Origin of the sequence: Vibrio sp. Y2-5 (assembly GCF_014596725.1) — a bacterium.
Lineage (GTDB): Bacteria > Pseudomonadota > Gammaproteobacteria > Enterobacterales > Vibrionaceae > Vibrio.
Genome location: NZ_JACVEG010000001.1, coordinates 717,766 through 744,246, shown reverse-complemented (window position 1 = coordinate 744,246; position 26,481 = coordinate 717,766). Strand labels below are relative to the sequence as shown.

The following is a 26,481-nucleotide window of genomic DNA, read 5'->3' as shown; positions in this document are numbered from 1 at the left end:
AAAGGTTTGGACACAAACCAAGTGAAAGTATCATTCTAAGTTGGTTCATCGGGAATAGTATGTTGAAAGCTCGTACGCTTACTAGGCTCGGTGAACGTTACAATTGAAACAACCAGGGTTTGCATTATGAATTTGCAGGTATGCGACTTCACTGTTAAAAAACTGATTACGGATAACATTTTCCAATTCTGCACCTTGTGCGGTTTCTGCGTGAATCATCAAGTTCTCAGTATTGTATGCCCTCACAGACAACAGTCTTTTTGTTAATATTTCAGGTATTTCGTTAATTTCCAACTCGGCTGTTTCAGCATTTTCGCGAATGAAAATAGGGCCAGAGGCTTGATAAGGTGATGGAACATCATGATGCTTAAATGGGATGAGCAAAACTCGCTCTCCAACTTCAGCTTCTATCAATGATACTCGACAAGGATAGCCAGGCTTTGAGTCTGCAATCAGCCATCTAGCATTAACTTCTGCTAGTTGTTCTTCACTCTGATTTAACAGTTCAGCAAAAATGTTTTTCTCAAGTGGCTTCACTATAAAGTTCGTAGTCATCGTTATTTTTCCCTTCTATCCAAAAATGCGAGCATAGCTGGTCAGAAATAAACTTCTAGCCACAAACGGAACCGTAACTTATGACCATAGATGGTATTTACGACAAAAGTTAAATCGATACTAGATACTCTCTTCATATTTTTTGCTTTCAAGTTCGGTAGCCCGGAATGGCGAAAGCACGACAGCTATCTGGATAACTATTTGTTAGAGAGAACCGTCTCTCGCACACATCTGGACAAAACCGCCTTAGGATTTCTATTTAATTTGGCAATTCATGAATAACTTCAGGAAAAATCTCTTTATCTACAGTCTAGTTTCGATGGTACAGATCATGTAAGCATCTATCTCCAACGCTTCAACATGAAGTTTCTTCATGTTGATTATGATGAAATGTAACTTTCACTTACTTCATATTGTGATTGAATGTTCATATAGAGTTTAGCAGTATGGAAGTCTAAATAGTGAATCTTACAATATTGGATGGCGGCATGGGGCGCGAGCTAAAACGCATCGGCGCACCTTTTTCTCAACCTCTTTGGAGTGCTCAGGCACTGATTGAATCCCCGCAACATGTTAAGCAAGCGCACCAAGGTTTTATTGATGCGGGCGCACAAATTATTACCGTAAACAGCTATGCATGTGTTCCGTTTCATCTAGGTGAAGAGCTGTATGAAGAGCGAGGACGTGAACTGGCAGAAAAAGCAGCTAAAACTGCACGCGATGCAGTGACCCTGTCACAAAAAGAAGTGCTTATCGCTGGCTCTATTCCTCCTGCGTTTGGTTCTTATCGACCTGATTTGTTTGAAGAAAAGAGCGCCTACGACATCGCTGTCAGTTTATTTGAAGCTCAGGAGCCACATGTTGATATTTGGTTGGCAGAAACCGTTGCAAGCCTTAGTGAAGCTCGAGTAGTAGCCAAAGTCCTGTCTAAAACCGACAAACCCTCTTATATCTCTTTCACTTTAGAAGATGAAGTCAGTGAAGTATCCCGTCTGCGCTCTGGTGAACTTGTCACAGACGCCGTGGAAGCACTTCTTGATACTAAAGCAACGGGGGTTTTCTTTAACTGCTCAATTCCTGAAGTGATTGAACAAGCCCTCAAAGACGTGAATCTGGTATTGGAACGCACAGGAAAAACGCTGGCTATTGGTGTTTACGCCAACAGCTTTGCGCCGATTAAAGCGAATCACCAAGCTAATGAGTCATATCAAGGACTTAGAAACTTCTCTCCAACAGAGTATTTAGAATACGCTAAAACGTGGCACCGTTTAGGGGCGAGTATCATTGGCGGCTGTTGTGGCATTGAGCCTAGTCACATTGAAGTGCTAACGGCGTGGAGAGACACTCTTGAAGAATCTTAATCTCGGACTCACCATTCCTGCGATTATCACTGTCCTGCTTATTTTGCTTGTCTCTTCAATGTTCCCTGAGCAGTCACAAGCAATGGCAAGTAACGGCATGACGTTTGTTACCTACTGGTTTGGGTGGTTGGTACAAATCAGCAGTCTTGCTCTTGTTGGTTTTCTGCTTTGGTTGGCATTCTCCAAGTATGGTGATATCCGATTAGGTGAAGGAACACCTGAGTACTCGAACTTCTCTTTTGGCGGCATGATTTTTACGGCTGGTGTTGGTGCATCGCTCATTTATTGGGGCATCGGTGAACCGATGTACTACCTACAATCTCCACCATTATTTGCAGAAGCGAACAGTTACACCGCAGCGGCCTGGTCGGTCACTTATTCAATGTTCCACTGGGGGATTACAGGATGGGCGATCTATTGCTTTCCAGCAATTCCTTTTGCTTATGCTTTCTACGTACAAAAACGCCGCACACTGAAGCTATCCACATTGTGTGAACCAGTACTAGGTAAGAACCCTGTCGTGGGTAAATGCGTCGATCTATTAGCTATCTTCGGAACGCTAGCGGCTTTTGCGAGTTCATTAGCGTTAACGGTCACGCTGCTCAGTGCGGGAACGGCAGAGCTATTTGGGATAGAGAACAACTTGATGCTACAAGGCGGCATCATTTTCTTGTTCGTATTGGTTTTATTCTCGGTGACACTGGTGGGTTTTAACAAAGGCATCAGCAAGGTATCTGATTACACCGTCATCGCTGCGATTCTCTTCGCCTTGTTTGTGCTGTTTTCATCAAATCCCCAATTTGTGCTGAACAACGCGACGGATTCGCTCGGTGTCATGCTAGATAGCTTCTTCCGCATGTCCCTTTGGACAGATCCGGTGCAGAAAAGTGGTTTCCCTCAAGCGTGGACTCAATATTATTGGTTCTGGTACTACGCGTACTTAATCATGATGGGGTTGTTTATTACACGGATATCGAGAGGCCGCACTATTCGTGAAGTCATCTTGTATACCATCTCAATGGGAGCGCTAGGATGTGCATTCTTTATTTCAATCTTTGGCGGGTATGCTGTTTGGGCCCAACTTTTAGGTGGTTACCCAGTTCAAGAGTGGATGAGCAGTGGCGGATTGACGTTTGCCGTCGTCTCTTTAATAAAAACCTTGCCAGCAAATAACGTGGTTCTTGCGGTCTTTTTGGTCATTCAGTTCTTCTTGATGTTGACCACGATGTCGAGCGCAAGTGTCGCCACCTCAATGCTAACGACCAATCAGCTATCCCTAAACGGAGACCCAGACAACAAGGTCAAACTGATGTGGGCAGGAGCGATTGCACTAATCAGTTTCAGCGTGTTCTTAACGGGTGGCAACATCAATACCATTAAATCATTGTGCGTGGTCGCGGGACTACCAATGATGTTTATCTACGGAGTTTTAGTTAAACAACTCATGATGGAGTTAAAAGGAAAAACAGCTTCGCATGTGAAACCAGAAGCATCCGTGGAAACTCAAGAGCTGATTGCTTAGCCTCAAAAACAAACCCTCTTCGTGTTTTAACTCGAGGAGGGTTACACTTGGTATGGACCTGCAAACAAATATTTTAAAGAATTTCTTGATACCACTAAACCTGTACCATTAGTTATGCTCGATGGTTCTTGCATTATCAGACAACAAGCCAAAGCAGCATTAGGTCGAGAAGAAATTCTATGGAAAATTACTTTTGTTGGCCGAAGCCTGAGTAACTAATGGAGTGCTGTTGATGCTAGCTTCAGAAATACGGTTCGTTCTTCTTTCAGATCAGAAAAAGGATGTTTAAGGCTTAGACGTTTGTTATATGTGTGGTGAAATTGGTTCATATGGTATTTCACATACTTTTAAGTAGCTTTCTTCACCGAATGGCGACTCAGCCAGTTCAATTTCGCCATGTGATGTATAGACATCAAAAAGCTCGTTATCTTCTTTTAACTCACGTTCTAACTCTATAGTTCTCTGGTTAGCAGAACCACACTCTCCATGTTGTCCTGCTTTAAAAGCGAGAAAAATCTCACGCATATATTTTACAGTAAGAGCACAATGAACCTGCTCATGTTGGTAGAGCTTTTCTATATAAGAACGATACTCTTTTGTTGATTCTGGTGAAAGTATCGACATTTCAAGTTGCGGGAGCGTATAGGTAATCCGCAAGCCAAAGTCATAAATTTCACAAGTCTCATCGTTTGTGTGAAAGTTATACTTCCATGCCGTATAACCGTCAAAACCCTTCATTTTAAGAAAATTTGGCTTACTTCCACTAAAAGAATTCTCAATTTCATCTGCACTATTTCCAACGACCTTAAAAATTTCAAACTTCTTCTGGAAAGGAAACCCAATTTCTGTGTTGGAATAGCAATAACTTGGAGCTATTAAACAAATGATTGCAAAAGCAATTTTTTTCATTTTTTCCTTAAAAGCTTAGATGGTAAACAAAGCAGAAAATCCACCGAAGAGACCTCCTAGTGGTATACAGCCGACTTAGGTATCAGTCTTAATCCAGATTATCTGCAGAATTTAAATACTCGTTACTCCGCTAAGTAAGCGACTGCTGCACTAACCATGAGCAGCGATATACCAATAATTCCCATTCGAATGGAAAAGGTGCCTTTGTTACCACTGCCCAACCTTTTGTCGTCACTACGAATAGTTTCACGTTGTATCATGTTGCCGAACAAATTCAGACTAACAGAGGTGCTATCCTCTATAGAAACCACAGCTAGTATTAATATGCATATGCCGCTATACGCTAAGTAATCAACAAGAGCTATCACAGATAAGTAATCGAAAAAGGTACGGACACCGTACATGACTGCTAAAACAACGGCGGCTTCAAGCGTGAGGGTTTTGATAAAAGTACTCATATTAGAAATCAATTAAAGTTAGCTATTCCACCGAAGAAACCCGCAATAAATGCTTTGAACTGCTCCTTCTTACTCTTTCCATATTTGGATGCTTTTTGCTTAATAAGTTCGAGGTGCTCGGTGTCTTAACCACATCTCTTGCAGTATCGGACAGCTATGAAAACCTGCTCTTCTATTTTTATAAAGGTAGACATGTTACTCAATATAAATACTCAAAACCGTTTTTAATCTCAAATAATTTATTGAATTTACTGATATTTATGATGATACAGAACAAATATATTCAGAGCTCCCTCTCGAATAACATAAAATATGGTAAAAACGTAAACGTATAAGTAAGGTTTCGGGTTAACCAAGCAAGAATGAGCTAGAAGCGCCAACCGTGAAATGCGCACTAATTTTGAAACATGTAGACATCACTGTTAAGCGTAGTATTTCCTCTTCACTCTCAAAGCGACGTTAACCAAAGCGATTAGGACTGGCACTTCTACCAAAGGTCCAATTACACCAGCAAACGCTTGGTCAGAGTTTAATCCAAACACAGCGATTGATACGGCGATAGCCAGTTCGAAGTTGTTACCTGATGAAGTAAAGGCGATAGAAGCATTTTGGTCGTAAGGGATCCCCATACGTTTACCGATGTAGAAGCTCGCAAAAAACATCACCATAAAATAGATGATCAATGGCACAGCAATACTGAAAACATCCATTGGTAACTCGATGATCATTTCCCCTTTCAGACTAAACATCAAAACGATGGTTGCCAAAAGTGCAATCAAAGTGATTGGCGAAATACGAGGGATAAAGACTTCGTTGTACCACTGTTCACCTTTTGCTGAGACCAATAGCTTACGGCTTAAGAATCCCGCTATGAAAGGGATACCTAAGTAAATTAAGACGCTTTGTGCAATATCCCAGATCGTGACATCAACGACGAAACTTTCAAGACCAAAGTAAGGGGGTAAAACAGTGATAAACAGCCATGCCATAAAACTGTAAGTGACAATTTGAAACGCGCTATTTAAGGCGACTAAGGTTGCCCCGTACTCTTTGTTGCCGCCGCTGATATCGTTCCAGACTAAGACCATTGCAATACATCGTGCAAGCCCAATCAGGATTAATCCAACCATATAACCTGGCTGGTCGCGTAAGAAAATGATGGCTAATGTGAACATCAAAAGCGGTCCCACGAGCCAGTTCATCACTAAAGAAAGTGTTATCGCGCGTTTATCACGAGTCACCTCACCTAAAAGGCTATAGTTCACTTTCGCCAATGGCGGGTACATCATTAAGATTAAGCCAATGGCAAGTGGGATATTGGTTGAACCAACAGATAGGCTTTCGTTCCACTGAGCGACTTGAGGAAATAACACCCCTATCCCTACACCAGCTGCCATTGCAAGAAAAATCCATACGGTTAAGTATCGATCAAGAAAACTCATTTTTTCAGATGCGCTGGTATCGACACTGCTTGAGACATTACCCATACAAACCTCTTTAATTTGAAATTGATAAACCAACGGAATAGAGCATTATTCGTTCACGCCATTCGAACATGATGTACCTTTGATGAACTGCAACCCTGGCTCGATAAGTGACAAATTATGTTTAAGTGTGATTTCCAGCACTTGCTTGACCCAAGGAGCTAGCGTGGGACTGATTCGGTAGTAAACCCACTTACCACGTCGCTCATCCAGAACAAGCCCGTGCTTTCGTAGTTCGGCAAGATGCCGAGATATTTTGGGCTGGCTGATACTAAGCGCCGCCATTAGGTCACAGACACACAGCTCCCCTTGGCTATGCATTAAAAGCAGAGATTTTAGGCGAGTTTCTTCTGAAAGTGCTTTGTAAAGCAGGATTGGCTCGAGCATAGTGCGAAGTAGAATTTACGATTAATATATATGGAATATCATATATCTGAAATTCCATATATGTAAATTTTCAAACACAAAATCACTTGGTGATCACACACACGAACTGCAGAGTTGTAACAAACTATTTGGACAGAAGCGCGTTAGAGTTTCTACTTAATTTAGGAAAATGCGGATTAAGTCAGGTATGGGAAAAAACATAATCTTGGCTGACAGTGTAGTTGTTCAGATAGCTTAGATTAATACTAGAACTCTCATCCGCATTGGATCAGAGTTCTATCGTATAAATTTAGTGTCTAGTTTTTAGAACAGGAATTTATAACCCAGCGAAATCATCAGTAGACTGAGTGATACTGAAATGGTTCGTTGAATCAATTTGGCGCCATACTTCATTGCTGATGAGCTCCCAACATGGTTGCCTAATAAGTTCATTGCTACTAAAGGTATGGCCAGCATATATAGGACATTACCTGCAATCATAAAGGCAAATAACGCGCCGATATTAGAAGAAAAATTAAACAACTTTGAAGTGGCTGATGACGAAACTAAATCAAATCTCAGTAAGTAATGCAAAGCTAAAATCAGAAAGCTACCTGTACCTGGACCGAAAAAGCCGTCATAAAAACCAATTACAAATACAGCAGCCGGAACACCAAATAGAATGACTGTTTTATTGATTGGAGCTGAGTTTTCTTCATTGCGATCCTTCTTAGGAATGAAAGATAAAATAATTCCGAACGGAAGCATAAAAAGAATGATTTTTCCGATTGTCTCAGGGTTAAAGTAGAGAATCGCTTGTGCACCAGCATACGCACCAATTAACCCGGCTGGGATACCGGTTGCCACTGCGGTCCAAATTACTTTCTTATTTCGAACAAAATTTCGAATAGCTGCGATAGTTCCTAACGTACTGACAATTTTTTCTTGCCCCAGAGCCAATTGAGGCGGTAATCCCGCAAGGATAAAAGAAGGAACTAAAATGAGCCCTCCTCCTCCGGCTACGGAGTCAATGAAACCGGCCGCAAAGGCCGATACCATTAATGCTATTAGTATTAAAAGCGTGATATCACTTCCTAACCATTCCATCGGTATCTCTCCAACTATTCATTTCCACATGCTTTTATCAGCACTGATGTATCAAGACGACCGAACCCTTTTTCTTGCAAAGAGAGGTACTGACGATCAACTTCTTTAGTAAGAGGGAGAGATAACCCATGCTTTTCTGCTTCGTTAAGACAAAACCTGAGGTCTTTGCGCATCCAGTCAATTGCAAACCCAAAGTCAAACTTGTTCTCAGACATAGTGACTGCACGGTTTTCCATCTGCCATGATCCTGCTGCTCCATGCTTTAGCACATCAACAACCTGCTCTATGTTCAGACCTGATTTCTGGGCAAGAAGCACCGCTTCACTGAGTCCTTTTAAAACCCCAGCAATACATATCTGATTAACCATCTTGCATCTCTGCCCCTGACCGTTGTCACCCAGCAGAACGACTTGATTTGAATAACTTGAAAGTAATGGAGAAATGGCGTCAAAAACGTCTTTTTGCCCACCGCACATGATGGTTAACACGCCATTTTGAGCGCCTGCCTGACCACCTGACACTGGAGCGTCAATGAAATGTATGCCTTTCGCTGCACACTTCGAAGCAAGTTCCTCAGCCAGCTCAGCCGATGTTGTTGTGTGATCGAGCAATACCGACCCTGCACACATACTGTTAAGTACACCAGTATCACCATATATGACGCTTCGAACGTCATCATCATTTCCGACACAGAGTGCAACAACATCGGCTCCCTCAGACGCTTCTGATGGTGTAACCGCAAACTTACCCGCATATTCAGTTGCCCAATTTTGAGCCTTTGAAGTCGTACGGTTATAGACAGTAACGTCAAAGCCACGATTTGAAAGATGTCCTGCCATTGGATATCCCATTACACCCAAACCAATGAAAGCGACTTTTGAAATGTTATTTGAATTATTCATGTTGTTCCCTTTTTACTGACGATGTTTATCACATTGAAATACCTTAATTGATCACATTGACATATGTCAATATGAGCAATTTACTTATGTTTATAATTTTTTAAATGAATTAAACTAGGTAACTATCTTTGAGAGTTATTGAAGTATCTGTAGGAGCGCCAGTGAGCAACGCCAAGTTTGTCAAAATTGCCAAGATCATCGAGAGTCGAATAGAAATGGGAGAATATAAACCTAACTCAAAGCTACCGACTCACAGAGTGCTTGCCGATGAACTGGAAACGACACCAGCGACCGTCGCCAAAGCCTACAACCTACTTGCAGATAAAGGGAGAATTGAATCACACGTTGGTCGGGGAACTTATGTATGTGAAAGGTCTGATTTGGGTAAAGCGATCCAGGCCCCTGAACATAGTGACGATTATAATTTTTCTATTCTTCAGCCTTGTCTGCACAAAAATGTTGATTCACTTCAACGAGCTTATCAATCCACAGCGAATAAAATAACATCGGAACTGATCGGCTATGTTGAGCATTCAGGACATGAAACCCATCGTCAGGCTGGGGCAACTTGGGCTGAACACTATGGTTTGGAAGGTGGGAATGCCAACAATACAATTCTGACCAGTGGCGCACAACATGCACTCTCTCTACTCATCGACGCCATGACGAAACCTGGTGATACCATCGCTGTAGAGTCTCTTACTTATCCAGGTATTTTTGCTATAGCCAATCTTTCTGAGCGCAATATCGTGGGTGTTCCGATGGATGAATATGGCGTATCTCCAGACGCTTTAGATTCTGTTATTGCTGAGCACAAACCTAAGTTGGTAATTATCGTACCATCGCACCAGAACCCTACTGGAATCACGATGCCTGAATTTCGCCGGGAAGAAGTAGCTAAGGTTATTCGTCAACATAATATATGGCTTGTTGAAGATGACATTTACTGTTTTCTTGATGAGAAGCCAATACCCGCTATCAGTAACTTTATTCCAGAACTCTCCTTTCATATCTCGGCACTTTCGAAAGCAATCAGTCCAGCTATGAGATGTGGCTATATCAAAGCGCCCGATAGCCAGATTGCTCTGCTAAATGCCCATATACGAGCGACTATCTGGCTTCCATCTCCCATCAACTTTAGCGCTGCAACCCACATGATAGAAACAGGAGAAGCATTTGAATTAGCAAACTCTCAACGTAGCACTGCTCAAGAAAGGCAGTTAATGGCTCGCGAGATCATCCCAACGATTCAATGCAGATCCACTGGATATCACATCTGGTTACCTTTACCAGAACAATGGAAAGCTGAGCACCTAGTCCAACAAGCTAAAAATCAGAATATCCTTGTCAGCAGTGGTAGCTATTTTGACGTAAATGGCATAGAAACTGGTCATATCCGTCTTTCATTAATGTCAGTCAGCACTGAAGCGAGGCTATGCGAAGGGCTTAATAAATTGAAATCTCTCTTGGATTCAAAAGTAAATACTTTGTTCCCATTTTAGTCAGTAAATATGTGTATTGAGTAAGGAGAGCCTCAATGGTTGTACATGAGGTTTGAACAGTAATCCAAAAACTATTCGCCTTGTAGCATTAGTAAAATGTGTTAGGTGATCCTCTATACAATCTGTTCGAGGAACCCGATGAACAATAAATGGAGCAAATTCGTGTTACCAATGGCGTCAGTCGTGACTCTGCACACATGACCAAAAGCATGGGAAACTCTATATACGTGGCCAGTTTTAGTTAATCACTACAAGATGTCTGGAACATCTTGACCAGAATAGTGGCCCCTAACTGGCTTAAGGTTTTAGCTTGGGTTTATCTTGGTAGGGTCATAGGAGGCGGTGTGTGTCTTGATTCTAAAAGCCGACCAGATTTCAGCGTGGTTTGATAGGTATCTACTGAAGAAAGACAAAGAGTAGACGCGATTGTGAAGCTCTAATATCGGTCTTTAGCATGATAAAAGCGAGTAGCCAAATAAAATGGTTCTCGCTTTTTTAATCAATTACCACGTTCGATTCGAGATAAAAATTACCCAGTAAACTCTTCAGAATCGGGACGATTGGTAAACTGCACACCATTTAAGAAGTCGCACAGCAGTTGGTCTTCACACTGTTTGTAGTTTTTGTTGTTTGGCTTGCGGAAATACGCACCAATTTCGTATTTACTTAAACTAGTACCAACCACTTCTAATACGTCCAACACATCTTCTGCTTTCATGTCTAGCGCAATGCGCAGCTTCATGAGAATCATGTTGTTGGTCAACGTGACTTCTGGCTTAGGTTGCTCGCCGTCTTTTTTTCCTCGCTTGAGGTTAATAAAGCCATTTAAGAATACCGCTAACTCTTGATCCTTCATCTTAACGCAAGATTTGTCGCTTTCATCTTTTAACCAGTTTGCCACTTTATCGTGAGCCACAGTGACTTCGGCCTGCCCGAAAGCTTTCAATATCTGCGCGTTTTTAAGGTTTAACGCGTGTTGGATACGACGTAAAATTTCGTTGTTAGTCACTAGGGATTCCTAAAATGAGTTCTAAGGGTGAATAAAAATCCATCAATGACATGCGATCTGTGAGTGTCTTTATTCAATAGCGTAGTTGACGGTGACTCTAACAGAGAACACGTTTCTTCGGTAGGTTAAAAAATAGAAATAAGACGGCCTATTCGAACTAGTTGGCTAAGTTGGTAAGACCCCACTGTCATAGACACTATGCTGATTAGAAGAAGTAGGTCAAACCACCTCACTGTGATTTGTGAGGTAGAAGGTTACTGGCAAGAAAAGGGACAGATTCGTGTCGGCCGACACGATACGGAACTCACACCGACGACTCCGGTGAACAAAACCTTACTAGCTGATAAACATCGAATCTAAGCGCTCTATCAACCAGAATGTCGCCAAAGTGCCAATACAATAAGCGGAATAGACGGGCGCTGCTTTAGGAAATGTGGCGAGCTTGCGATAGAGTCCAATGAGAGCCAGCAAGGTAGCGATAAACAGCAGTTGTCCCAATTCCACCCCCACATTAAAGAACAGGAGTGCTACAGGAACATCGACTTGCGGAAGACCGATTTCTTTTAGTGCACCTGCAAAACCAAAACCGTGCAATAAGCCAAAGGTAAAAGCCAGAGTCCAAGGCCAGCGACTGGCAAGAGTCTGACGACCATTGCGAAGCTGTATCGCTTCGGCTGTAATCAGAACAATACTGAGTGCGATCATCGCTTCTACCGGCGGCGGCGGCAAAGAGACATAATCCAGTGTTGCAAGACCCAATGTAATCGAGTGCGCTACAGTAAATGCGGTAATGGTCTTAAATAACATCGGCCATCCACTCACAATCAACATGAGCGCCGCTACAAAGGCCAGATGATCCCAGCCTTCAAGTATGTGTTCGATACCCAAACGCGTATAGGAAAAGACCAACTGCAAGCCAGTTTCAGCCTGTGGTATCTCAATGGCGTTTTCTCGCGGTTTCAGCAATAAACTGTAGTGAGAACCATCAAGTAGCGAAATGTTTACTAATGTATCCATTGCCGTACGGTTAAGGTTTTCGATCACCAGTGTCGAACCCGCAAGATCTTTTTCACCAATCAGGCGATAGCGGAAAAGAACAAAGCCATTGATAACGTTTTGACCCGGTAGTGGTGTCAGCGTAAAACCTGAATCAAATGCGGGACGGATATTTTGAACCATGCCATCTTTCGTCGGGATCTTCCATAACAGCTCATATTGCTTTGGCGACTGCTCATCAATTTGTAAATAGGCTGGCCTCACTTCGTGAGCTTGTGCGGCAGAGAGACAAGCAAGTAGACAGACCAGCAATTTAACCACAAAGCGAAACATCATGGCTGTGTGTACTCCTGCATTATTTGTTCAGGAACATTATTCGCGGTGATCTGCACCTGATATCTATCCAATAACGCCTGGAACATCTCTTTCTGAGCATCTAATACGGCGTAGTATTCATATTGCTGCGCGACATACTCTTCAATTTCGTCAAAAGGTGCCAAATGAGCGGGTTCACTTTCTCGAACTCGCACCAGATGATATCCAAGTCCTGATCGGATTGGTCCAACCCACTCCCCCACCGGAGTTTGAGCTAGAGTCTCAGAAAAATCACTTCCAAACGAATTATTAATGATTTGCACTGAGGTGAGTTCCCAATCCGATGAAACCGAAAGTTTGTTCAGCCTATCGTCAGGAAGTTCACCACCTACTTGAAGATCCGCCAGCAACTGCTCTAATTCTGGACTGTCCATTTCTGAAGGTAAGAAAAGAATCTGCTCGAAAGCTATTGCATCAGGGAGGGTAAAGAGATCAGCTCGCTGTTGATGAAACGCTCGCAGATCGGCATCAGTAGGTGGCTTCATAAGAGAGCTCAAATCACTCGCGACTGCTTCCATTTTCTGCGCCAAGCGAGTCCGTATTATATCATCATCTTTATCAAGCCCCATATTGAGCGCTTCACGATAGAACACCTCCTGACGTAAATGACGATCGATAATTGCAGCCACATCTTCAGGAGCGGGGTCGCGTTTCCACTGAGCTTTCCAAAGCGTCTCAAGATGATTAAGGCGGCTTTGGTCGATCACAATCGTATCTTTATTGCTCTCAGCCGAGGTCGATGGGCTTACCCACGACCAGGCTGAGAAAAGCAGACCACCTAAAACAGCAAAATGAAAAAGGGGTTCTCTAATAATACTTTTAATCATGTTGAGTTTACTTCACCTCATACCAAATTGGCGACGCCCAGGCACGTTCAACGATTTGTCGCTTCACATCATCTGGGTACTTCACACCCTCACGTAACTCGTCGTAAAGTGTCCATCGAGCCGTTGGCAACTGGAGAACACGAACATAATAAAACGCTTCCTGTTTAGGGTTCCAGTTCGGATCAGTCCAAACACCCATCAACTCAGGGTCACCTTTTTCAGAGTTAAACTCACCAGTATTTAAATTTATTGGCGCATCAATAGGTGCGACAGTTCCATCCGATTTCAAACGTTTACCCGAAGCGACAACGTTATAAACGGTATCTCTCGGCTCACCATTTTCAATCCAGCCTTTAATAATCTGGATGCGGTCTAGATTAGGACCAATAGGATCTTTCATCGCCCAAACTAGGAACTGAGGCGCTTTTGAACCTTTGTAATCACCTCCCATTGGTACACCTTTTTTATAACCATCGGTGACCAATGCTTCGTAACTCGCATAGCTTTTCGAGAAGCCTTGTCCGGCAAAGAAACGTACTTTCATTCGAGGACCGCTTGTTGCGAAAGTTTCCTTCGCGAGCATCGAATCCCAAATCGCACCGCGTGTGTTCGACTCTGCCCAAACTGCTGTAAGAGCTCCAGGGTTAGAATCAGCGATGGACATCTCACCTTCTAATATTGATGTAGAGCGAACTTGAGCAGTTTGATCTGCGTAACCATGGCTACCCACTTTGTAATTGTCTTCTTCAACGTTACTCGGCGTACCATTGTGACTATCTGTTCCGCCAACAAAGCCGTACTTAAATGGGTTAATTCCTAGCTCAGCATGATACTTGATACCTCGACCCAATCCATAACGGACGAAGTTTTCTTTTATGAAACCACGGCCGTTAAATTTTTGAATCGTCAAAGCGTTTTCAAAATCAGCAAATTCATCGTTTGGCCAGAAATTTGGGACAACTTCAGAATTTCCTTTGACTTGCATCATCTCGACTAACGGCTCCATACTTGCCCGAGTTTTGGCATACTCTTCGTTAATTGGCACACCAGTCAGGCTCGCTTCTGCAAATAACAAACCTTTTGATTCATTAGAGTTATGAGGAATAGCAAATACCTTTTTTCCATCGTCACGTTGAGTTTGCATCCAAGCCCATAGCATTTCCGGATCCGCACCATCGTTTGAGGAAAATGGCATTTCGGGTACATTTGTATCGCGGAAGAAAACATTGCGATGCTGGTTCGAGCCGCCAGGTGCAGAGGTCCATTCATAGGCATGAATAGTAGTAAATTTACCCGGTTGATAATGCTTTTCTGTTGCTTCGTAATTTTTCTTCCATGTCGATTTTATCGCTTTGATACCTTGGAAAAATTCGGGGTGAGGGTCACCGCCACCAGCTAAAGGCGCAAGGACGTACTTACCGTAAAGCTTCAATGCCGTATCAAGATCCGGCGCTTCGCGAAACGCGACAGCAATTTCATGATCATAACCCGGAGCGCCTTCATTCATCAGGCTATATGCTTCTCCCATAAACTCAGAGTGATCGGTCACTGCGACAAAATCCAGTGGGCGTTTGATTTTGTGCATACTGCCGTTAACCATGATCTCTTCGCCTTGAGCAAATCGATACGCATCATCTGGTGTTAGCCTGTTGCCGGCAATAAACGCATCCATAGATACACCAGTGTGGACGTGTTGCTCACCAAAGTAGGCTTCTTTTAACGGATTCTTAGGCACATCATTTTCAGATGTATTTGCGATAGCATAAGGTGCCAAAATGAGAGTCGCTATATAGCAACTTGTAGCGGTTGCGAGATGTGAGAGCTTCCATGTGTTCATAATAATGTACCCAGTTATCCTTTAAATAGTGAAGCTAGACCAATGCATAAAGCTGCACATATAAAAGTGGCTCGGAAACTATATAAAATCAAGAATTGCATGTGCGAAGTATCGCTATTAATGAATAGATGGCTTAGCTGCTCACATACCCACATCAGCTATTGCCAAGTAGACAATTATTACTTCGGATTAGTCAATTTAAGTCATTAGGTAGTTGGCAGAAATGTTGCGAGTAACAGCTCTAGCACGTCTTGGGGCACAAGTTAGTTGCAAAAAAACTGAACCGCAAAACTGGATAATCTCAAGTGAAAAAATTAATTTAAATGACCAGCTATGCTTTGTTGCTCGATAGCAATGAGATACCAAAGCCAATAAATATTGTACCCGCAGCCCTGTTAATTAATCTGCTTAGATGACTTCTGGAGAACAAACTTGAAAATTTAGAGGTAACAAGAGCATAAGAAACAAGGGCGGAGAAAGAAAAACAAGCAAACGTCAGAGAAAGCGCAAAAAACTGCGACATAATTGGTTGCTCTACATTTAAAAACTGAGGAAATAAAGCTGTGTAAAATGCGATGGCTTTGGGATTCGTTACTCCTACGAGGTAGGACTCAAAAAATAAGCGAAGATTGCTTTTATCAGTCGTATAACTTTCCTCGGAAATAACTTTATTTTTTTTCGAAATCCAATACTGAATACCAAGATAAATAAGATACGAACCACCTAATATTTTTATAGCCAAATACAGATATTCGGAAGTGAGAATCACTGTACTCAATCCCGCAGCCGATAATGCAGCCATACTCAACATAGCCAACACGTTACCAAGCATACCCCAAAGTGCCTTATTTAATCCGTAGATAGCGGTATTCTTTACAGCTAGAAAAACAGCTGGGCCTGGCGTAAACGTTGCAACAATGCAAATCAGCAAAAATAACAAGTAGTCCATTATTTAATCTCCATAAATCTAAACATTCCTTCAGGTATGTTACAAAACGAACCGATTAGATTGTAACCATCATGCCTCGTTTATTTAGTCACTTCAATTTGTAGTCAGAGTGTTAGTGAGTAGCAGCATTTACTATGGGTTAGCTGAATAAAACGATTATAGGTACATGTATACCTTCAATGTACACACTCGTAGCATTCATTCGACCTTGATTATCTTCACTCAAATCGAAAGTAACACGGTCATTAAGCTTTGGGCGACAATTGATACCGAAATAGGCACCAATATCATAGACACTCTATTTCATAATGGTGGTATGAAATTAATTAAGCCAAAGAGAAACGGATTAAACTGTAAAAGTGCCAGCTCTAGCAAAGAAAGTGGCATTTCTACGTAACAAAATGCCGAGCAACACACCCCGAAGAGAACGGGTATCCAGTCTGTAAGCTGTCCATTCCAAATTTAATAGATTTCGTTTTTTATCAGCGACAATAGGAATCACTATAATCCAAACAATAAAACAAACTATGTTTATTATTTTATCCTCCGTCATGTGAGCAATTTTGTACAAAACACAAAGCAGATTTAGGTGTAAACTAAACAGCCGTCGTACAAAGAGTGGATTATGGACAAACAACGCTCCCTCAAATCAAAGGAAAGTGCAAAGTTTCAAGTAGCAGATGAACTTGGTGGAATTGAGCTACTCGACGCTAAATATGAGACCCAGAATTTCTCCCGTCACAGCCATGAAGGATACACTGTCGGTGTAATTGAACGCGGTGCACAGCGTTTCTATCGTACGGGAGCAAATCACATAGCCCCGCAAGACACTATTATTCTGGTCAATGCTGACGAAATGCATACTGGTCATTCAGCAGCAGAAGGCGGCTGGGCCTACAAAGCAATGTATCCACTACCCGATCAGTTTCAGACCATTAGCCGAGAACTCGGCAATAGCAGTTATGGCACTCCTTACTTTCCCGAAGCAGTGGTAAATGACCCAGAGCTTGCCAATCAATTTCGCCTAGTATTTTCTACTCTAGAAAAATCCGATAACCGCCTACTGCGCGAAACTCTGGTGTACGCCAGTTTAGTCAAGCTAATGGCACGTCATGGTAAAACTCCGCCTAAGCCAGTTGAAATATCCAAAGCTCAGCAGCAGTTAACTTTGGTAAAAGAGTTTCTCGATGACTTTCCACAGGCCGATGTTTCATTGGAGGAACTTGCTAAATTGGCCGGTATCAGTCCGTTTCATTTGGTACGGGCATTTCAGAAACAATTTGGATTTCCACCTCACGCATACCAAATTCAGGCTCGACTACGTTATGCCCGTAGGCTACTCAAAGCTGGACATTCGATTTCCGATACCGCACATGAATGCGGCTTTCACGATCAAAGCCATCTCCACCGCCACTTTAAAAAAGCGATGGGAATTACACCCAAGCAATACATTCAACATTAAGTCGTTACTACCCTTTTTAAGCAGCAACTTTGTACAAGTATTTTCCTCACCACTGTGATGTCATGATTCCAGCTAATTTCAGCTTCAAACCTTAAATTTAGCGTGTTTCGTATAACGTTAGTATTCACAACTAGGATGACTTCATGAGTAGTACAGTTTTGTCACGGCATTCATACACTGAATCAAAATCCCGTTCCTTCTGGCAAGGAACCATTGCCATGCTACCGTTGAGCGTGGCTGTTTTGCCCTGGGGGCTACTTGCAGGCTCATTCGCTATTGATGCTGGATTGAATCCGTTTGAAAGTCAGGCGCTATCAGCAATTTTATTTGCTGGTTCAGCGCAACTTGTCGCAACCGGGATGATCAAAGCAGGTGCAGGCCTGATGACTATGTTGCTCACCACACTATTTATTACCTCTCGTCATGTTCTCTATAGTGTGTCGATGCGTAGTAAAATCAGTCCACTGCCAACTCGTTGGCGACTCATCCTCGGTTTTTTGTTAACCGATGAGTTGTTTGCGTTGTGTGGCCAACAGAAAGAGCAGCAGTTCAACCGATGGTACGCGCTCGGTGCTGGATTAAGTTTTTATCTGATTTGGAACTTCGCGACTCTCGTTGGTATTGTTGCTGGTAGTCACATCCCTTCACTGAACGAACTAGGGCTGGAGTTTGCTGTCGCGGCGACATTTATTGCAATCGTGATACCAAATATAAAGAGTTTGCCAATGGTTGTGTCTGTCTTGGTAGCAATACTACTTTCAGTGAGCTTAACAGTGATCAATCTAGATGGCAGCCTTATGGTCGCTAGTGTTGGCGCGATGCTAGCGGGTTATGCTACCGAACAGTTGCAAGGGGTACGTGTATGATTATGTTATCAATACTTGCAATGACAGCATTAGTTTTCTTGAGCCGTTATGTGTTTCTAGAACCTATGTTGCCACTGCGTCTAAGCCCCAACCTACAACGTTTTTTAAGTTATTCTGGTCCAGCAGTGCTTACCGCAATCTGGGCACCGATTGTGTTTACCCATGAAAAATTGTTGTGGTTGGATACCACGAATCCTTACATTTGGGCGTCCTTACTGGCAGGAATTCTGGCGTGGAAAACTAAGAATGTATTGCTTACAACAGTAGCTAGCATGGCGATATTTTTATTGCTAAATCTGGTGTTATTTAGAGCTTAACATCATAAAGCTGTACAAATTGAGTCGCCTTATGGCTAGCAATGTTTGACCAAAAACTCATGCATAACTGTTTTGAATCCAGCACTGCTTTATCGTGATGAATAAATTCGACGTTCATGTCACTAATCTCAGTGGGGATTTATCACTAGTGTGAGATAGGTATGCACCGAGCTACTGTTCTCTCTCAAATGCAATGATATGATGATTTTACTGTTTTCAGACATTGTAGATGAGTTGACTTAGAGCATGGAAAGCAAAAGTAACTACGACCATTTGGTCCATATCAAAAGCCACGATGAATTAGCTTTGTATGAACTCATTCCTAATGTGGTTTGGTTTTTTGACCTCGATAAACATGGTTGGTGGTGGGGAAATCAGGCCGCCGTCGACTTTTGGGGATTAGACAATGTTCAACAACTTATTGATAAAGACCTCTCTGGTGACACTCAAGGTGCAAAAGATCGAACAGCGCAGACATTTGAACTTGCGGCTAAAAATGGTCTGACGATAGATCCATGGACAACCTACCCTAACGGAAAACCCAAAACTGTCTTTATGATGCATAGGGCTGTGTTATTAGGTCCTGAAAAGCATCGTGGAATCATTGCTTTTATTAACGAGAAAGTAGAATTGGGTCAGCAGCCCGAGAATCTATTGTTGGTAGAAGCTATGCGTTATACACGAGTCGCTGCGACTACTTTTACCGATGCTGGCGAAATCGTGATTGAAAATCCTGCCGCCACAGAAACTTATGCTCATTTAAATAGCAAACCAATACCCGAAGGACAGAGTGTGTTCGTGGCGCGTTTCGCATCTCCAGAACAGGGGCGAGAATGTCTGGCGAAAGCAATCGAGGAAAAAGGTGGTCGTTGGGATTACATTATGCGCACAGCCGAAGGCGAGCGTCAGCATTCGCTCGATATTAGACGCACTCGCCACCCTTTAACTGGAGAGTTTTTGTTGCTGGTGGTTGAGTATGATGTGACCGAACTTTATGAAGCATTAGCGGAACTAGAACAGGCACATGAAAACTTACACCATATCGCCATGACCGATACTTTGACTCAAGTTTCTAGCCTGCATCATATGCAAGAAGCCGCAAAGCAGTTTTTGAACGATGCCACAACACATGGTGAAAGTGTACGAGCACTGTTTATTGATCTTGATGGTTTTAAGCAAATCAATGATAAACATGGTCATGATATTGGGGATGAAGTACTAAAAATTGTTGCACAGCGTATTAAGTCCGTAATTCGTCAGTCAGATATTTTAGCTCGTGTCGGTGGTGATGAGTTTGTCATACTGCAACTCGGTGCCAACGATACAGAGAGTATTGCTATGCGAACCCTTAATTGTTTAGCTGAACCTATTTCTCTGCCTAGCGGCATCGTTAAAGTGAATGCCAGTATCGGCATCGCTTCATATCCGGAAGATGCTGATAACCTGAAAGATCTACTAAAGATTGCAGATGATGCAATGTATAAGGTGAAAAAATCGGGCAAGAATGCCTTCACGTTTGCAAAGTGCTAGGGCTTAATTCTTAAGCGATAAAGGCGGAAAGTTTCCGCCTTTATGATTGAAATGATAGTGTTCCCACCTAGGATTCTGAGCAGGTTTTTGACCCGCGTTTAAACAGCGAAATACGTGGCAGTAATAAGCCTGTGATAACAACGGCAATGCCAAGCAATTGTAATTCTGTCACCGCTTGACCGAGCATATACGAGGTCAATACCGAGAAAATGGGTACAAAGTTGAAAAACAACGCCGCATTGGCAGAACCTAAGTGTCGCACACCGTTTAGCCACAACAGATAGCCAGCAACGGTACCAAATACCCCTATATACAATACTTCCGATACACCCAAGGCTGAACTATTCCATAACTCAGCGAATGGATGCACCTCTGGCGTTGCCAAACACATAACACCAATAACAACGGCTCCACTTAACATTCCCACGAAGGTATAAGGAATCACTGGCATCCAGCGACTGATACCTTGGCTGAAGTATGTGTAGAAACTCCATGCCAGCATTCCAAAGAATATCAGCTTATCACCGTGGTTGATTTGCATAGAATATAGCGTCTCAAAATGCCCGTTGGTGATTACCATCAGAACCCCCGTCAAACTGACCAGCAAGCTAAAACACTGCAAAGCAGACGGTAGAGTTCGAAGCGCAACACAGGCTATGAGAGATGTCATTAAAGGACTAAGTGCCATAATTAATGAACCGTTCGTTGCATTGGTAGAAGCCAAGCCAGTAAACAAACCGAGATTCAGCCCACCTATTCCCACAGCGCTAACGGCTATAACCCAAACCCATTGATTCGAACTCAAGTTCAATTTAGGTATGCGCACAGCCTTGAGATATACAGCCAGACACAAAGCCGCGACGACGAAGCGCCAGAACACCAATGTAAGAGCATGAACTTCCTCTAAAACGTGTTTACCAATTGGAAAGCAACTACCCCAAAAGAAGGTACAAATAATAAGAAGGATAACTGCTTTCATCGTTGAATCAGATTTCATCGTCACTCCAGATGACTTGTAAAAATGTATTCCTTAGTGTATTGATTTCAATAGTTGGATAAACAAGCAATATTAAGACGGTAAATGCCAATAATGAAACCTAGCTATTCGTTAGACGATCTGCGCTGTTTTTGTACTGTAGCACGTTTGGGCAGCTTCAAAGATGCCGCCCAATCTTTGAGTATGCCTCTCTCAACTTTGAGTCGCCGCATACGACAGCTAGAAACCGATTTACAACTTCGTCTGCTCAATCGAGATGCACATCGCGTAGTCTTAACCAGTATCGGTGAGCAATATTTTCAACGCTCAGTCGCTCTGTTTGATGAACTCAATGATATTGACGAAGATCTGCATCGGGATAAATATCAACCTCAAGGAAAAATCCGCATTTCCGCGCCAATCAATGCAGGGTCTCAGTTTCTGCGTGCCATTTTTTATGAGTTCTTGCTGAAATATCCCGACATTCAACTAGATCTTAGTTTTTCCAACACCTTGATTGATATTGAAGCGGAAGGCATGGACGTGGTGTTTAGAGTTGGGAACACCGTGGTCGACAACTGGATTGCAAGGCCGTTAAAGCACATCCACTTCATTTTGTGCTCTCATCCCGACTATGATATTTCCGGCATAACCACACCAGACAAGCTATGCGGTCATCCCACAGTCGTTTGCCGCCCTATGATACCGTGGCAGTTGGTACACAAAGAGAGTGGCGAAGAGTTTGATTATCATCCTAATAAGGGTGTAAGGCTGGAAGTGGATGAAATTGTAATGCTAACTCACGCTATTAAAACAGGCTTAGGTATTGGATACGTGCCCGATTACTTTGCGCTTCCTATGGTCGCTCAAGGTGAAATGAATCACGTGCTACCCGACTGGAGTAGTAAAGCTCGCACATTACATATGCTGTATCGCGACCGCGATAACCTACCAATGCGAGTGCGTCTGTTCATCGAGTTCGTGCTATTGCACTTTAACTAGAAAGCACTCAGCCAGCGTTTAAATAGCTGGCTGAATGTTGGAAGTTATCTTTTAGGCGTTATTTGTACTGCCGCCTAGCTGACGGTACTCAAGCGACTAATCACGGTTTAAGAATGCGTATTCCAGCCCAATTTGTCGGCGAATTTCATCCATGTTTTTCATAGTATTAATACTGTCCTGCCAGCTGATAACGTCACTTTGCAGTTTGCCTTGAGCAATACAGTTCATCACCTCTTCGATTTGATATTCAAACCCGGTAGCTCTGAAAGGAAGCTCTATAACCTGATCATCTTCCCCGTTAACACTTAGAACTGCTTTGGTTGCCGCCCAGAACATTGGGTCGATGGTAATGCTACCTTTGCTGCCATAGAGTTTAAAGTTGTTGTCCAAGGTAACATTTAGCCCGCAAGTGAACTGGCTAGCAACACCGTCGTAATCAAGAATCACGCTTGTGCGCTCATCGACATTGGTTTCACCTATCATACCGTTGGCAACGATTGAGCTTGGCTCACACTTCATCACAAATTGGGACATCGTGAGGTTATAAATACCAGTATCAAGCAAAGCGCCACCAGCAAGCTCATTATTTAACAAACGGTCACTTTCATCTCGCGGAACATTGAAAGAAAAAGACGAGCTCATAAAGCGTATATCGCCAATACGTTGTTCACTAAGCCAAGTCATCACCTGTTGCCAAACGGGTAGAAAGCGTGTCCATACGGCTTCCATCAAAAAGGTTTGATGCTTCTCCGCCAAACTTATCAATTCTTGAATTTGAGCTTCATTGACGGTTATAGGTTTCTCACACAGTACTGCCTTACCCGCTATCAGGCATTTTCTAGCGCACTCAAAGTGAAAGCGATGTGGGTTGGCTATATAGATAGCATCTACTTGAGGGTCATCAATGAGAGTTTGGTATTCATCGTAAGCGTTCTCGCAATCGTACTCTAGGGCGAAAGCTTGCGCTCGCTCTAGGTTAGAACTGGCAACCGCGTACAAACTTGCGTTGGGTACAATTTTAAGGGCTTTAGCGAAGTTGTGGGCAATCCGACCTGGGGCAATAATTCCCCAGTTAAAGGTAGTTTCAGACATAAATGTTCCCTGTTATTTTTTTCCCAAAAAGCAAAATGAAGAAGCCGACTCAAAGCCAGCTTCTCCACGTTATCTACGAGTTTAAGGTTTAACACACATGAACTAAACCTTAGCCTCGCTTTCCTTTGAGTGACAGAAAGAAAAAGACGTCACAGGATTTTTCAGCGCAACGACGTTATAGACGCTGAGTCGACTGAGTATCAAAAATCGAGCATTTGGTTGCTTCAACTTTCACTTTAAATGAATCGCCTACAGACAGTTGGTCTTCCGACGTCACTCGGTGAGATAGAGTGTGTTGCTCGGTAAACTTGGTCCAAACCAAGGTATCAGAACCCATAGGCTCAACCAACTCCACTACCCCTTGAATAACGTTGTCAGAGGCGTCTTCATTATGCTCTGCAATTAAGTGTTCAGGACGCACACCTAACGTTACTGACGCACCATCCACAGGCTGTTCAACAAATGGGTACCCACTCACATCGATATGCAAATCCGCTGATTTAAACAACACTTTATCCGCACTTACGCTTAGATGCCCTTTAATACAGTTCATTGCAGGAGAACCTAAAAACGTCGCAACAAACAGGTTTTGCGGTTTGTTATAGACATTATGAGGGGTATCCAATTGTTGAATAATGCCATCTTTCATTACTGCAATGCGGTCTGCTAGAGTCAACGCCTCAATTTGATCGTGTGTTACATAGATCATTGTTGATTTGAGCGTCTTATGTAGCTTTTTGATTTCTAGCCTTAATTCCGCACGCAGTTTCGCATCTAGGTTCGATAAAGGCTCATCAAACAGATAGATATCCGCATCGCGAACTAACGCTCGGCCAATCGCAACACGTTGACGTTGTCCGCCTGAAAGTGCTGAAGGTTTGCGTTTTAGTAGCGGCTCTAGCTGCAACAATTTGGCAGCCCAAGCAACCTTCTTATCAATGGTTGCCTTATCTACGCCGGCAATACGCAACCCGAAAGACATGTTTTTCTCAACACTCATGGTTGGGTACAGAGCATAAGACTGGAAGACCATGCCAATGCCACGATCTTTAGGATCTGCCCAAGTCACGTCTTTACCATCAAAATGGATGCTTCCACCACTGGTATCAATCAAACCACCGATTGCATTAAGTAGCGTAGATTTCCCACAGCCTGAAGGGCCGAGCAGTACGAGAAACTCACCATCATCAATAACAAGGTCTAACTGTTTAACGATTTTTGTCGACTCGTAGCTGATGTCGAGCTTACTGATGTTTACGATTCCCATAAAATTACCCTTTTACTGCACCAGAGGCGATACCACGAACAAACCAACGCCCAGAAGCGACATAAATGATTAGCGGTACAAGTGATGTAAGAATGGTAGCGGCCATATTGACGTTATAGGCACGCTCGCCTGTTGTTGTATTCACGATGTTATTGAGTTGGACGGTCATTGGCAGGTTGTCGTTACCCGCGAAGACCAAACCGATTAAGAAGTCATTCCAGATATTGGTCACCTGCATGATCACCGCCACAATGATAATTGGCACTGACATTGGCAGCATGATATTGAAGAACACCTTGAAGAAACCTGCTCCGTCTATGCGCGCAGCATTAAACAGCTCCATCGGTAGAGTGCTGTAATAGTTTCTAAACAACAGCGTCATGATTGGCATACCGAAAATGACGTGAGATACCACTACGCCAGTCAAAGTGCCGTAAATACCAATATCTGCATAAACTCGAATCAAGGGATAGATAAACACTTGATAAGGGATAAATGCGCCTAGAAGTAGGCAAGCAAAAAGCAGGTTCGCGCCCTTAATTTTCCAAAATGACAGAGCGTATCCGTTGATGGCACCGAATAGCACAGAGATAACCACACTTGGAATTAAGATACGGACTGAGTTCCAGAAACCTACTTGTAGACCATTACACTGCAAGCCTGTACATGCACTGCTCCATGCCACTTTCCATGCATCCCATGAGAAGTTTTGCGGAAGCGCAAAAATAGAAGATAAGCGAATCTCGTCCAGTTCTTTAAATGACGTCACCAGCATCACGTACAGAGGCAACAAAAAGAACAGTGCTGTAATGGTTAAAAATCCGTAAACGCCAAAGCGTCCCCATTGTGCTTTAACGGACATCGGTCGCTCTGACGCGGTCAATTTCATTGTAGGTGAATGTGTCGCCGACATAAGTTACCCACCTTATTTCTTAATGTAATTTGAGTAGATGAATGGCGCGATTAAGCACAAGACAGTCGTTAGCATCACGGTCGATGCTGCAGTCGCCAATCCGATATTGGCGCGTTCAAATAGGTTATCCATGATGAACTTAGCCGGAACTTCACTTGCCACACCGGGTCCGCCGCCAGTCATTGCGACAACAACGTCATACATCTTGATGATGCTGATAGAGAGTAAAACGACTGTCGTGATAATCATTGGGCGTAGCATAGGCAGAATAATGCTGATATAGACACGCCAAGTCGGAATGCCGTCTATTTTGGTCGCTTTCCATAAATCGTCATCAATGCCACGAAGACCAGCCAGAAGCAGTGCCATTACAAGACCTGCACCCTGCCATACCGCAGCAATAACGACGGTATAGAGCACCATATCGGGGTTAACAATCCAATCAAAAGAGAAAGATTCCCAACCCAAGGAAATCATTGTTTTTTGGATACCCAACTGTGGATTAAATATCCACTGCCACACTAAACCCGTTACGATAAAAGACATGGCATAAGGGAACAAAAATACGGTTCTGAAGAAGCTCTCAGCTTTAATTTTTTGATCTATAAAAACAGCCAATAAAAAACCCAGCACAAAACAGATTGCGAGAAATAGAAAAGCAATGACCAGTAAATTTTCCAGCGAGGTGACCCAGCGGGAAGTGCTGAATAGTCGCTCATACTGAGAGAACCCAACGAAGTCACTTTTAGGCAACATTCTTGAACTAGAAAATGAAAGACGAACCGACCAGAACATAGTGCCCATGTAGGCAATCAACACGGTCAGTGCCATCGGTAAGGCTGCCAAATAGGCAAGTGCGTTACGTTTTAGGTGTCTTTGCACCGCAGCAACATTCAT

At 43.0% G+C, this 26,481-nt stretch carries 25 protein-coding genes; 8 read left to right on the top strand and 17 right to left on the bottom strand.

Going from position 1 to position 26,481, the window contains the following annotated elements; translation table 11 throughout:
* Positions 1–81: 81 nt before the first annotated feature.
* Positions 82–555 carry a DUF1203 domain-containing protein gene (locus HUO09_RS03455; RefSeq protein WP_188232985.1) on the bottom strand — a complete coding sequence of 158 codons (474 nt, stop codon included), beginning with the start codon at positions 553–555 and terminating at the stop codon, positions 82–84.
* Positions 556–1,013: 458 nt separating this feature from the next.
* Here HUO09_RS03455 and HUO09_RS03450 point away from each other — a divergent pair, with 458 nt between their 5' ends.
* Positions 1,014–1,916, top strand: coding sequence for a homocysteine S-methyltransferase family protein (locus HUO09_RS03450; protein WP_188233189.1), 903 nt, complete (start codon positions 1,014–1,016; stop codon positions 1,914–1,916).
* Complete coding sequence (locus tag HUO09_RS03445) at positions 1,903–3,438, top strand: BCCT family transporter (protein ID WP_188232984.1); 1,536 nt, start codon at positions 1,903–1,905, stop codon at positions 3,436–3,438. The genes HUO09_RS03450 and HUO09_RS03445 overlap by 14 nt, the downstream gene beginning before the upstream one ends.
* Positions 3,439–3,741: 303 nt before the next feature.
* Here HUO09_RS03445 and HUO09_RS03440 read toward each other — a convergent pair whose 3' ends face one another.
* The 6 genes from HUO09_RS03440 to HUO09_RS03415 all read right to left on the bottom strand — a co-directional run bounded on the left by HUO09_RS03440 (position 3,742) and on the right by HUO09_RS03415 (position 8,664).
* Complete coding sequence (locus tag HUO09_RS03440) at positions 3,742–4,347, bottom strand: DUF922 domain-containing protein (RefSeq protein WP_188232983.1); 606 nt, start codon at positions 4,345–4,347, stop codon at positions 3,742–3,744.
* A gap of 122 nt (positions 4,348–4,469) precedes the next feature.
* On the bottom strand, positions 4,470–4,805 hold the full coding sequence (locus HUO09_RS03435) for a hypothetical protein (protein WP_188232982.1): 336 nt from the start codon (positions 4,803–4,805) through the stop codon (positions 4,470–4,472).
* 422 nt (positions 4,806–5,227) lie between these two features.
* Positions 5,228–6,292: an ACR3 family arsenite efflux transporter gene (gene arsB, locus HUO09_RS03430; protein ID WP_188232981.1), complete on the bottom strand. Its 1,065-nt coding sequence runs from the start codon at positions 6,290–6,292 to the stop codon at positions 5,228–5,230.
* A gap of 45 nt (positions 6,293–6,337) precedes the next feature.
* The gene (locus tag HUO09_RS03425) at positions 6,338–6,676 is read right to left on the bottom strand and encodes a metalloregulator ArsR/SmtB family transcription factor (protein WP_188232980.1); all 339 of its coding nucleotides are present in this window, start codon (positions 6,674–6,676) and stop codon (positions 6,338–6,340) included.
* Between the two features lie 303 nt (positions 6,677–6,979).
* Positions 6,980–7,762 carry a TSUP family transporter gene (locus HUO09_RS03420; RefSeq protein WP_167412686.1) on the bottom strand — a complete coding sequence of 261 codons (783 nt, stop codon included), beginning with the start codon at positions 7,760–7,762 and terminating at the stop codon, positions 6,980–6,982.
* A gap of 14 nt (positions 7,763–7,776) precedes the next feature.
* Entirely contained in the window at positions 7,777–8,664 is an 888-nt protein-coding gene (locus HUO09_RS03415; protein WP_188232979.1) for an NAD(P)-dependent oxidoreductase, read from the bottom strand.
* Positions 8,665–8,825: 161 nt separating this feature from the next.
* Between HUO09_RS03415 and HUO09_RS03410 the strand changes: the two genes are divergently transcribed.
* A complete protein-coding gene (locus HUO09_RS03410) occupies positions 8,826–10,166 on the top strand; it encodes a PLP-dependent aminotransferase family protein (protein ID WP_188232978.1) in 1,341 nt (446 codons plus the stop codon).
* 529 nt (positions 10,167–10,695) lie between these two features.
* On the opposite strand, the gene HUO09_RS03405 is transcribed toward HUO09_RS03410, so the two are convergent.
* The 5 genes from HUO09_RS03405 to HUO09_RS03385 form a co-directional block, all read right to left on the bottom strand.
* The gene (locus HUO09_RS03405; RefSeq protein ID WP_167413171.1) at positions 10,696–11,175 is read right to left on the bottom strand and encodes a DUF1456 family protein; all 480 of its coding nucleotides are present in this window, start codon (positions 11,173–11,175) and stop codon (positions 10,696–10,698) included.
* 336 nt (positions 11,176–11,511) lie between these two features.
* Positions 11,512–12,507, bottom strand: coding sequence for a HupE/UreJ family protein (locus HUO09_RS03400; RefSeq protein WP_223159278.1), 996 nt, complete (start codon positions 12,505–12,507; stop codon positions 11,512–11,514).
* The gene (locus HUO09_RS03395; protein WP_188232977.1) at positions 12,504–13,253 is read right to left on the bottom strand and encodes a peptidyl-prolyl cis-trans isomerase; all 750 of its coding nucleotides are present in this window, start codon (positions 13,251–13,253) and stop codon (positions 12,504–12,506) included. The genes HUO09_RS03400 and HUO09_RS03395 overlap by 4 nt, the downstream gene beginning before the upstream one ends.
* Positions 13,254–13,380: 127 nt before the next feature.
* Positions 13,381–15,210 carry a DUF3604 domain-containing protein gene (locus HUO09_RS03390; RefSeq protein WP_188232976.1) on the bottom strand — a complete coding sequence of 610 codons (1,830 nt, stop codon included), beginning with the start codon at positions 15,208–15,210 and terminating at the stop codon, positions 13,381–13,383.
* Positions 15,211–15,541: 331 nt separating this feature from the next.
* A complete protein-coding gene (locus HUO09_RS03385; protein ID WP_167413174.1) occupies positions 15,542–16,159 on the bottom strand; it encodes a LysE family translocator in 618 nt (205 codons plus the stop codon).
* Between the two features lie 625 nt (positions 16,160–16,784).
* Between HUO09_RS03385 and HUO09_RS03380 the strand changes: the two genes are divergently transcribed.
* The 4 genes from HUO09_RS03380 (at position 16,785) to HUO09_RS03365 (ending at position 20,334) form a co-directional block, all read left to right on the top strand.
* The gene (locus HUO09_RS03380) at positions 16,785–17,621 is read left to right on the top strand and encodes an AraC family transcriptional regulator (protein ID WP_188232975.1); all 837 of its coding nucleotides are present in this window, start codon (positions 16,785–16,787) and stop codon (positions 17,619–17,621) included.
* A 143-nt stretch (positions 17,622–17,764) separates the two neighbouring features.
* Positions 17,765–18,487, top strand: a complete 723-nt coding sequence (locus tag HUO09_RS03375) for an AzlC family ABC transporter permease (RefSeq protein WP_188232974.1) — start codon at positions 17,765–17,767, stop codon at positions 18,485–18,487.
* Complete coding sequence (locus tag HUO09_RS03370) at positions 18,484–18,804, top strand: AzlD domain-containing protein (RefSeq protein WP_188232973.1); 321 nt, start codon at positions 18,484–18,486, stop codon at positions 18,802–18,804. The genes HUO09_RS03375 and HUO09_RS03370 overlap by 4 nt, the downstream gene beginning before the upstream one ends.
* Before the next feature lie 246 nt (positions 18,805–19,050).
* Positions 19,051–20,334, top strand: a complete 1,284-nt coding sequence (locus tag HUO09_RS03365; RefSeq protein WP_188232972.1) for a GGDEF domain-containing protein — start codon at positions 19,051–19,053, stop codon at positions 20,332–20,334.
* Between the two features lie 67 nt (positions 20,335–20,401).
* Here the strand turns inward: HUO09_RS03365 and HUO09_RS03360 are convergent, their stop codons facing one another.
* A complete protein-coding gene (locus HUO09_RS03360) occupies positions 20,402–21,331 on the bottom strand; it encodes a DMT family transporter (protein ID WP_188232971.1) in 930 nt (309 codons plus the stop codon).
* Positions 21,332–21,424: 93 nt separating this feature from the next.
* Here HUO09_RS03360 and HUO09_RS03355 point away from each other — a divergent pair, with 93 nt between their 5' ends.
* The gene (locus tag HUO09_RS03355) at positions 21,425–22,312 is read left to right on the top strand and encodes a LysR family transcriptional regulator (protein WP_188232970.1); all 888 of its coding nucleotides are present in this window, start codon (positions 21,425–21,427) and stop codon (positions 22,310–22,312) included.
* 96 nt (positions 22,313–22,408) lie between these two features.
* Here the strand turns inward: HUO09_RS03355 and HUO09_RS03350 are convergent, their stop codons facing one another.
* The 4 genes from HUO09_RS03350 to HUO09_RS03335 form a co-directional block, all read right to left on the bottom strand.
* Positions 22,409–23,404 (bottom strand): Gfo/Idh/MocA family protein, encoded by a 996-nt coding sequence (locus tag HUO09_RS03350; protein WP_188232969.1) that lies wholly within the window; start codon positions 23,402–23,404, stop codon positions 22,409–22,411.
* A 175-nt stretch (positions 23,405–23,579) separates the two neighbouring features.
* Positions 23,580–24,671, bottom strand: coding sequence for an ABC transporter ATP-binding protein (locus tag HUO09_RS03345; protein WP_188232968.1), 1,092 nt, complete (start codon positions 24,669–24,671; stop codon positions 23,580–23,582).
* Positions 24,672–24,675: 4 nt separating this feature from the next.
* Positions 24,676–25,584, bottom strand: a complete 909-nt coding sequence (locus HUO09_RS03340; RefSeq protein WP_188232967.1) for a carbohydrate ABC transporter permease — start codon at positions 25,582–25,584, stop codon at positions 24,676–24,678.
* 12 nt (positions 25,585–25,596) lie between these two features.
* Complete coding sequence (locus HUO09_RS03335) at positions 25,597–26,481, bottom strand: carbohydrate ABC transporter permease (RefSeq protein ID WP_167413186.1); 885 nt, start codon at positions 26,479–26,481, stop codon at positions 25,597–25,599.

What these genes read in the sequence shown, in the direction of transcription:
- HUO09_RS03455 (WP_188232985.1), bottom strand. Translation starts at nt 555, where the DNA reads ATGACTACGAACTTTATAGTGAAGCCACTTGAGAAAAACATTTTTGCT.
- HUO09_RS03440 (WP_188232983.1), bottom strand. Translation starts at nt 4,347, where the DNA reads ATGAAAAAAATTGCTTTTGCAATCATTTGTTTAATAGCTCCAAGTTAT.
- HUO09_RS03435 (WP_188232982.1), bottom strand. Translation starts at nt 4,805, where the DNA reads ATGAGTACTTTTATCAAAACCCTCACGCTTGAAGCCGCCGTTGTTTTA.
- arsB (WP_188232981.1), bottom strand. Translation starts at nt 6,292, where the DNA reads ATGGGTAATGTCTCAAGCAGTGTCGATACCAGCGCATCTGAAAAAATG.
- HUO09_RS03425 (WP_188232980.1), bottom strand. Translation starts at nt 6,676, where the DNA reads ATGCTCGAGCCAATCCTGCTTTACAAAGCACTTTCAGAAGAAACTCGC.
- HUO09_RS03420 (WP_167412686.1), bottom strand. Translation starts at nt 7,762, where the DNA reads ATGGAATGGTTAGGAAGTGATATCACGCTTTTAATACTAATAGCATTA.
- HUO09_RS03415 (WP_188232979.1), bottom strand. Translation starts at nt 8,664, where the DNA reads ATGAATAATTCAAATAACATTTCAAAAGTCGCTTTCATTGGTTTGGGT.
- HUO09_RS03400 (WP_223159278.1), bottom strand. Translation starts at nt 12,507, where the DNA reads ATGATGTTTCGCTTTGTGGTTAAATTGCTGGTCTGTCTACTTGCTTGT.
- HUO09_RS03390 (WP_188232976.1), bottom strand. Translation starts at nt 15,210, where the DNA reads ATGAACACATGGAAGCTCTCACATCTCGCAACCGCTACAAGTTGCTAT.
- HUO09_RS03385 (WP_167413174.1), bottom strand. Translation starts at nt 16,159, where the DNA reads ATGGACTACTTGTTATTTTTGCTGATTTGCATTGTTGCAACGTTTACG.
- HUO09_RS03380 (WP_188232975.1), top strand. Translation starts at nt 16,785, where the DNA reads ATGGACAAACAACGCTCCCTCAAATCAAAGGAAAGTGCAAAGTTTCAA.
- HUO09_RS03375 (WP_188232974.1), top strand. Translation starts at nt 17,765, where the DNA reads ATGAGTAGTACAGTTTTGTCACGGCATTCATACACTGAATCAAAATCC.
- HUO09_RS03370 (WP_188232973.1), top strand. Translation starts at nt 18,484, where the DNA reads ATGATTATGTTATCAATACTTGCAATGACAGCATTAGTTTTCTTGAGC.
- HUO09_RS03365 (WP_188232972.1), top strand. Translation starts at nt 19,051, where the DNA reads ATGGAAAGCAAAAGTAACTACGACCATTTGGTCCATATCAAAAGCCAC.
- HUO09_RS03360 (WP_188232971.1), bottom strand. Translation starts at nt 21,331, where the DNA reads ATGAAATCTGATTCAACGATGAAAGCAGTTATCCTTCTTATTATTTGT.
- HUO09_RS03355 (WP_188232970.1), top strand. Translation starts at nt 21,425, where the DNA reads ATGAAACCTAGCTATTCGTTAGACGATCTGCGCTGTTTTTGTACTGTA.
- HUO09_RS03350 (WP_188232969.1), bottom strand. Translation starts at nt 23,404, where the DNA reads ATGTCTGAAACTACCTTTAACTGGGGAATTATTGCCCCAGGTCGGATT.
- HUO09_RS03345 (WP_188232968.1), bottom strand. Translation starts at nt 24,671, where the DNA reads ATGGGAATCGTAAACATCAGTAAGCTCGACATCAGCTACGAGTCGACA.
- HUO09_RS03340 (WP_188232967.1), bottom strand. Translation starts at nt 25,584, where the DNA reads ATGTCGGCGACACATTCACCTACAATGAAATTGACCGCGTCAGAGCGA.
- HUO09_RS03335 (WP_167413186.1), bottom strand. Translation starts at nt 26,481, where the DNA reads ATGAATGTTGCTGCGGTGCAAAGACACCTAAAACGTAACGCACTTGCC.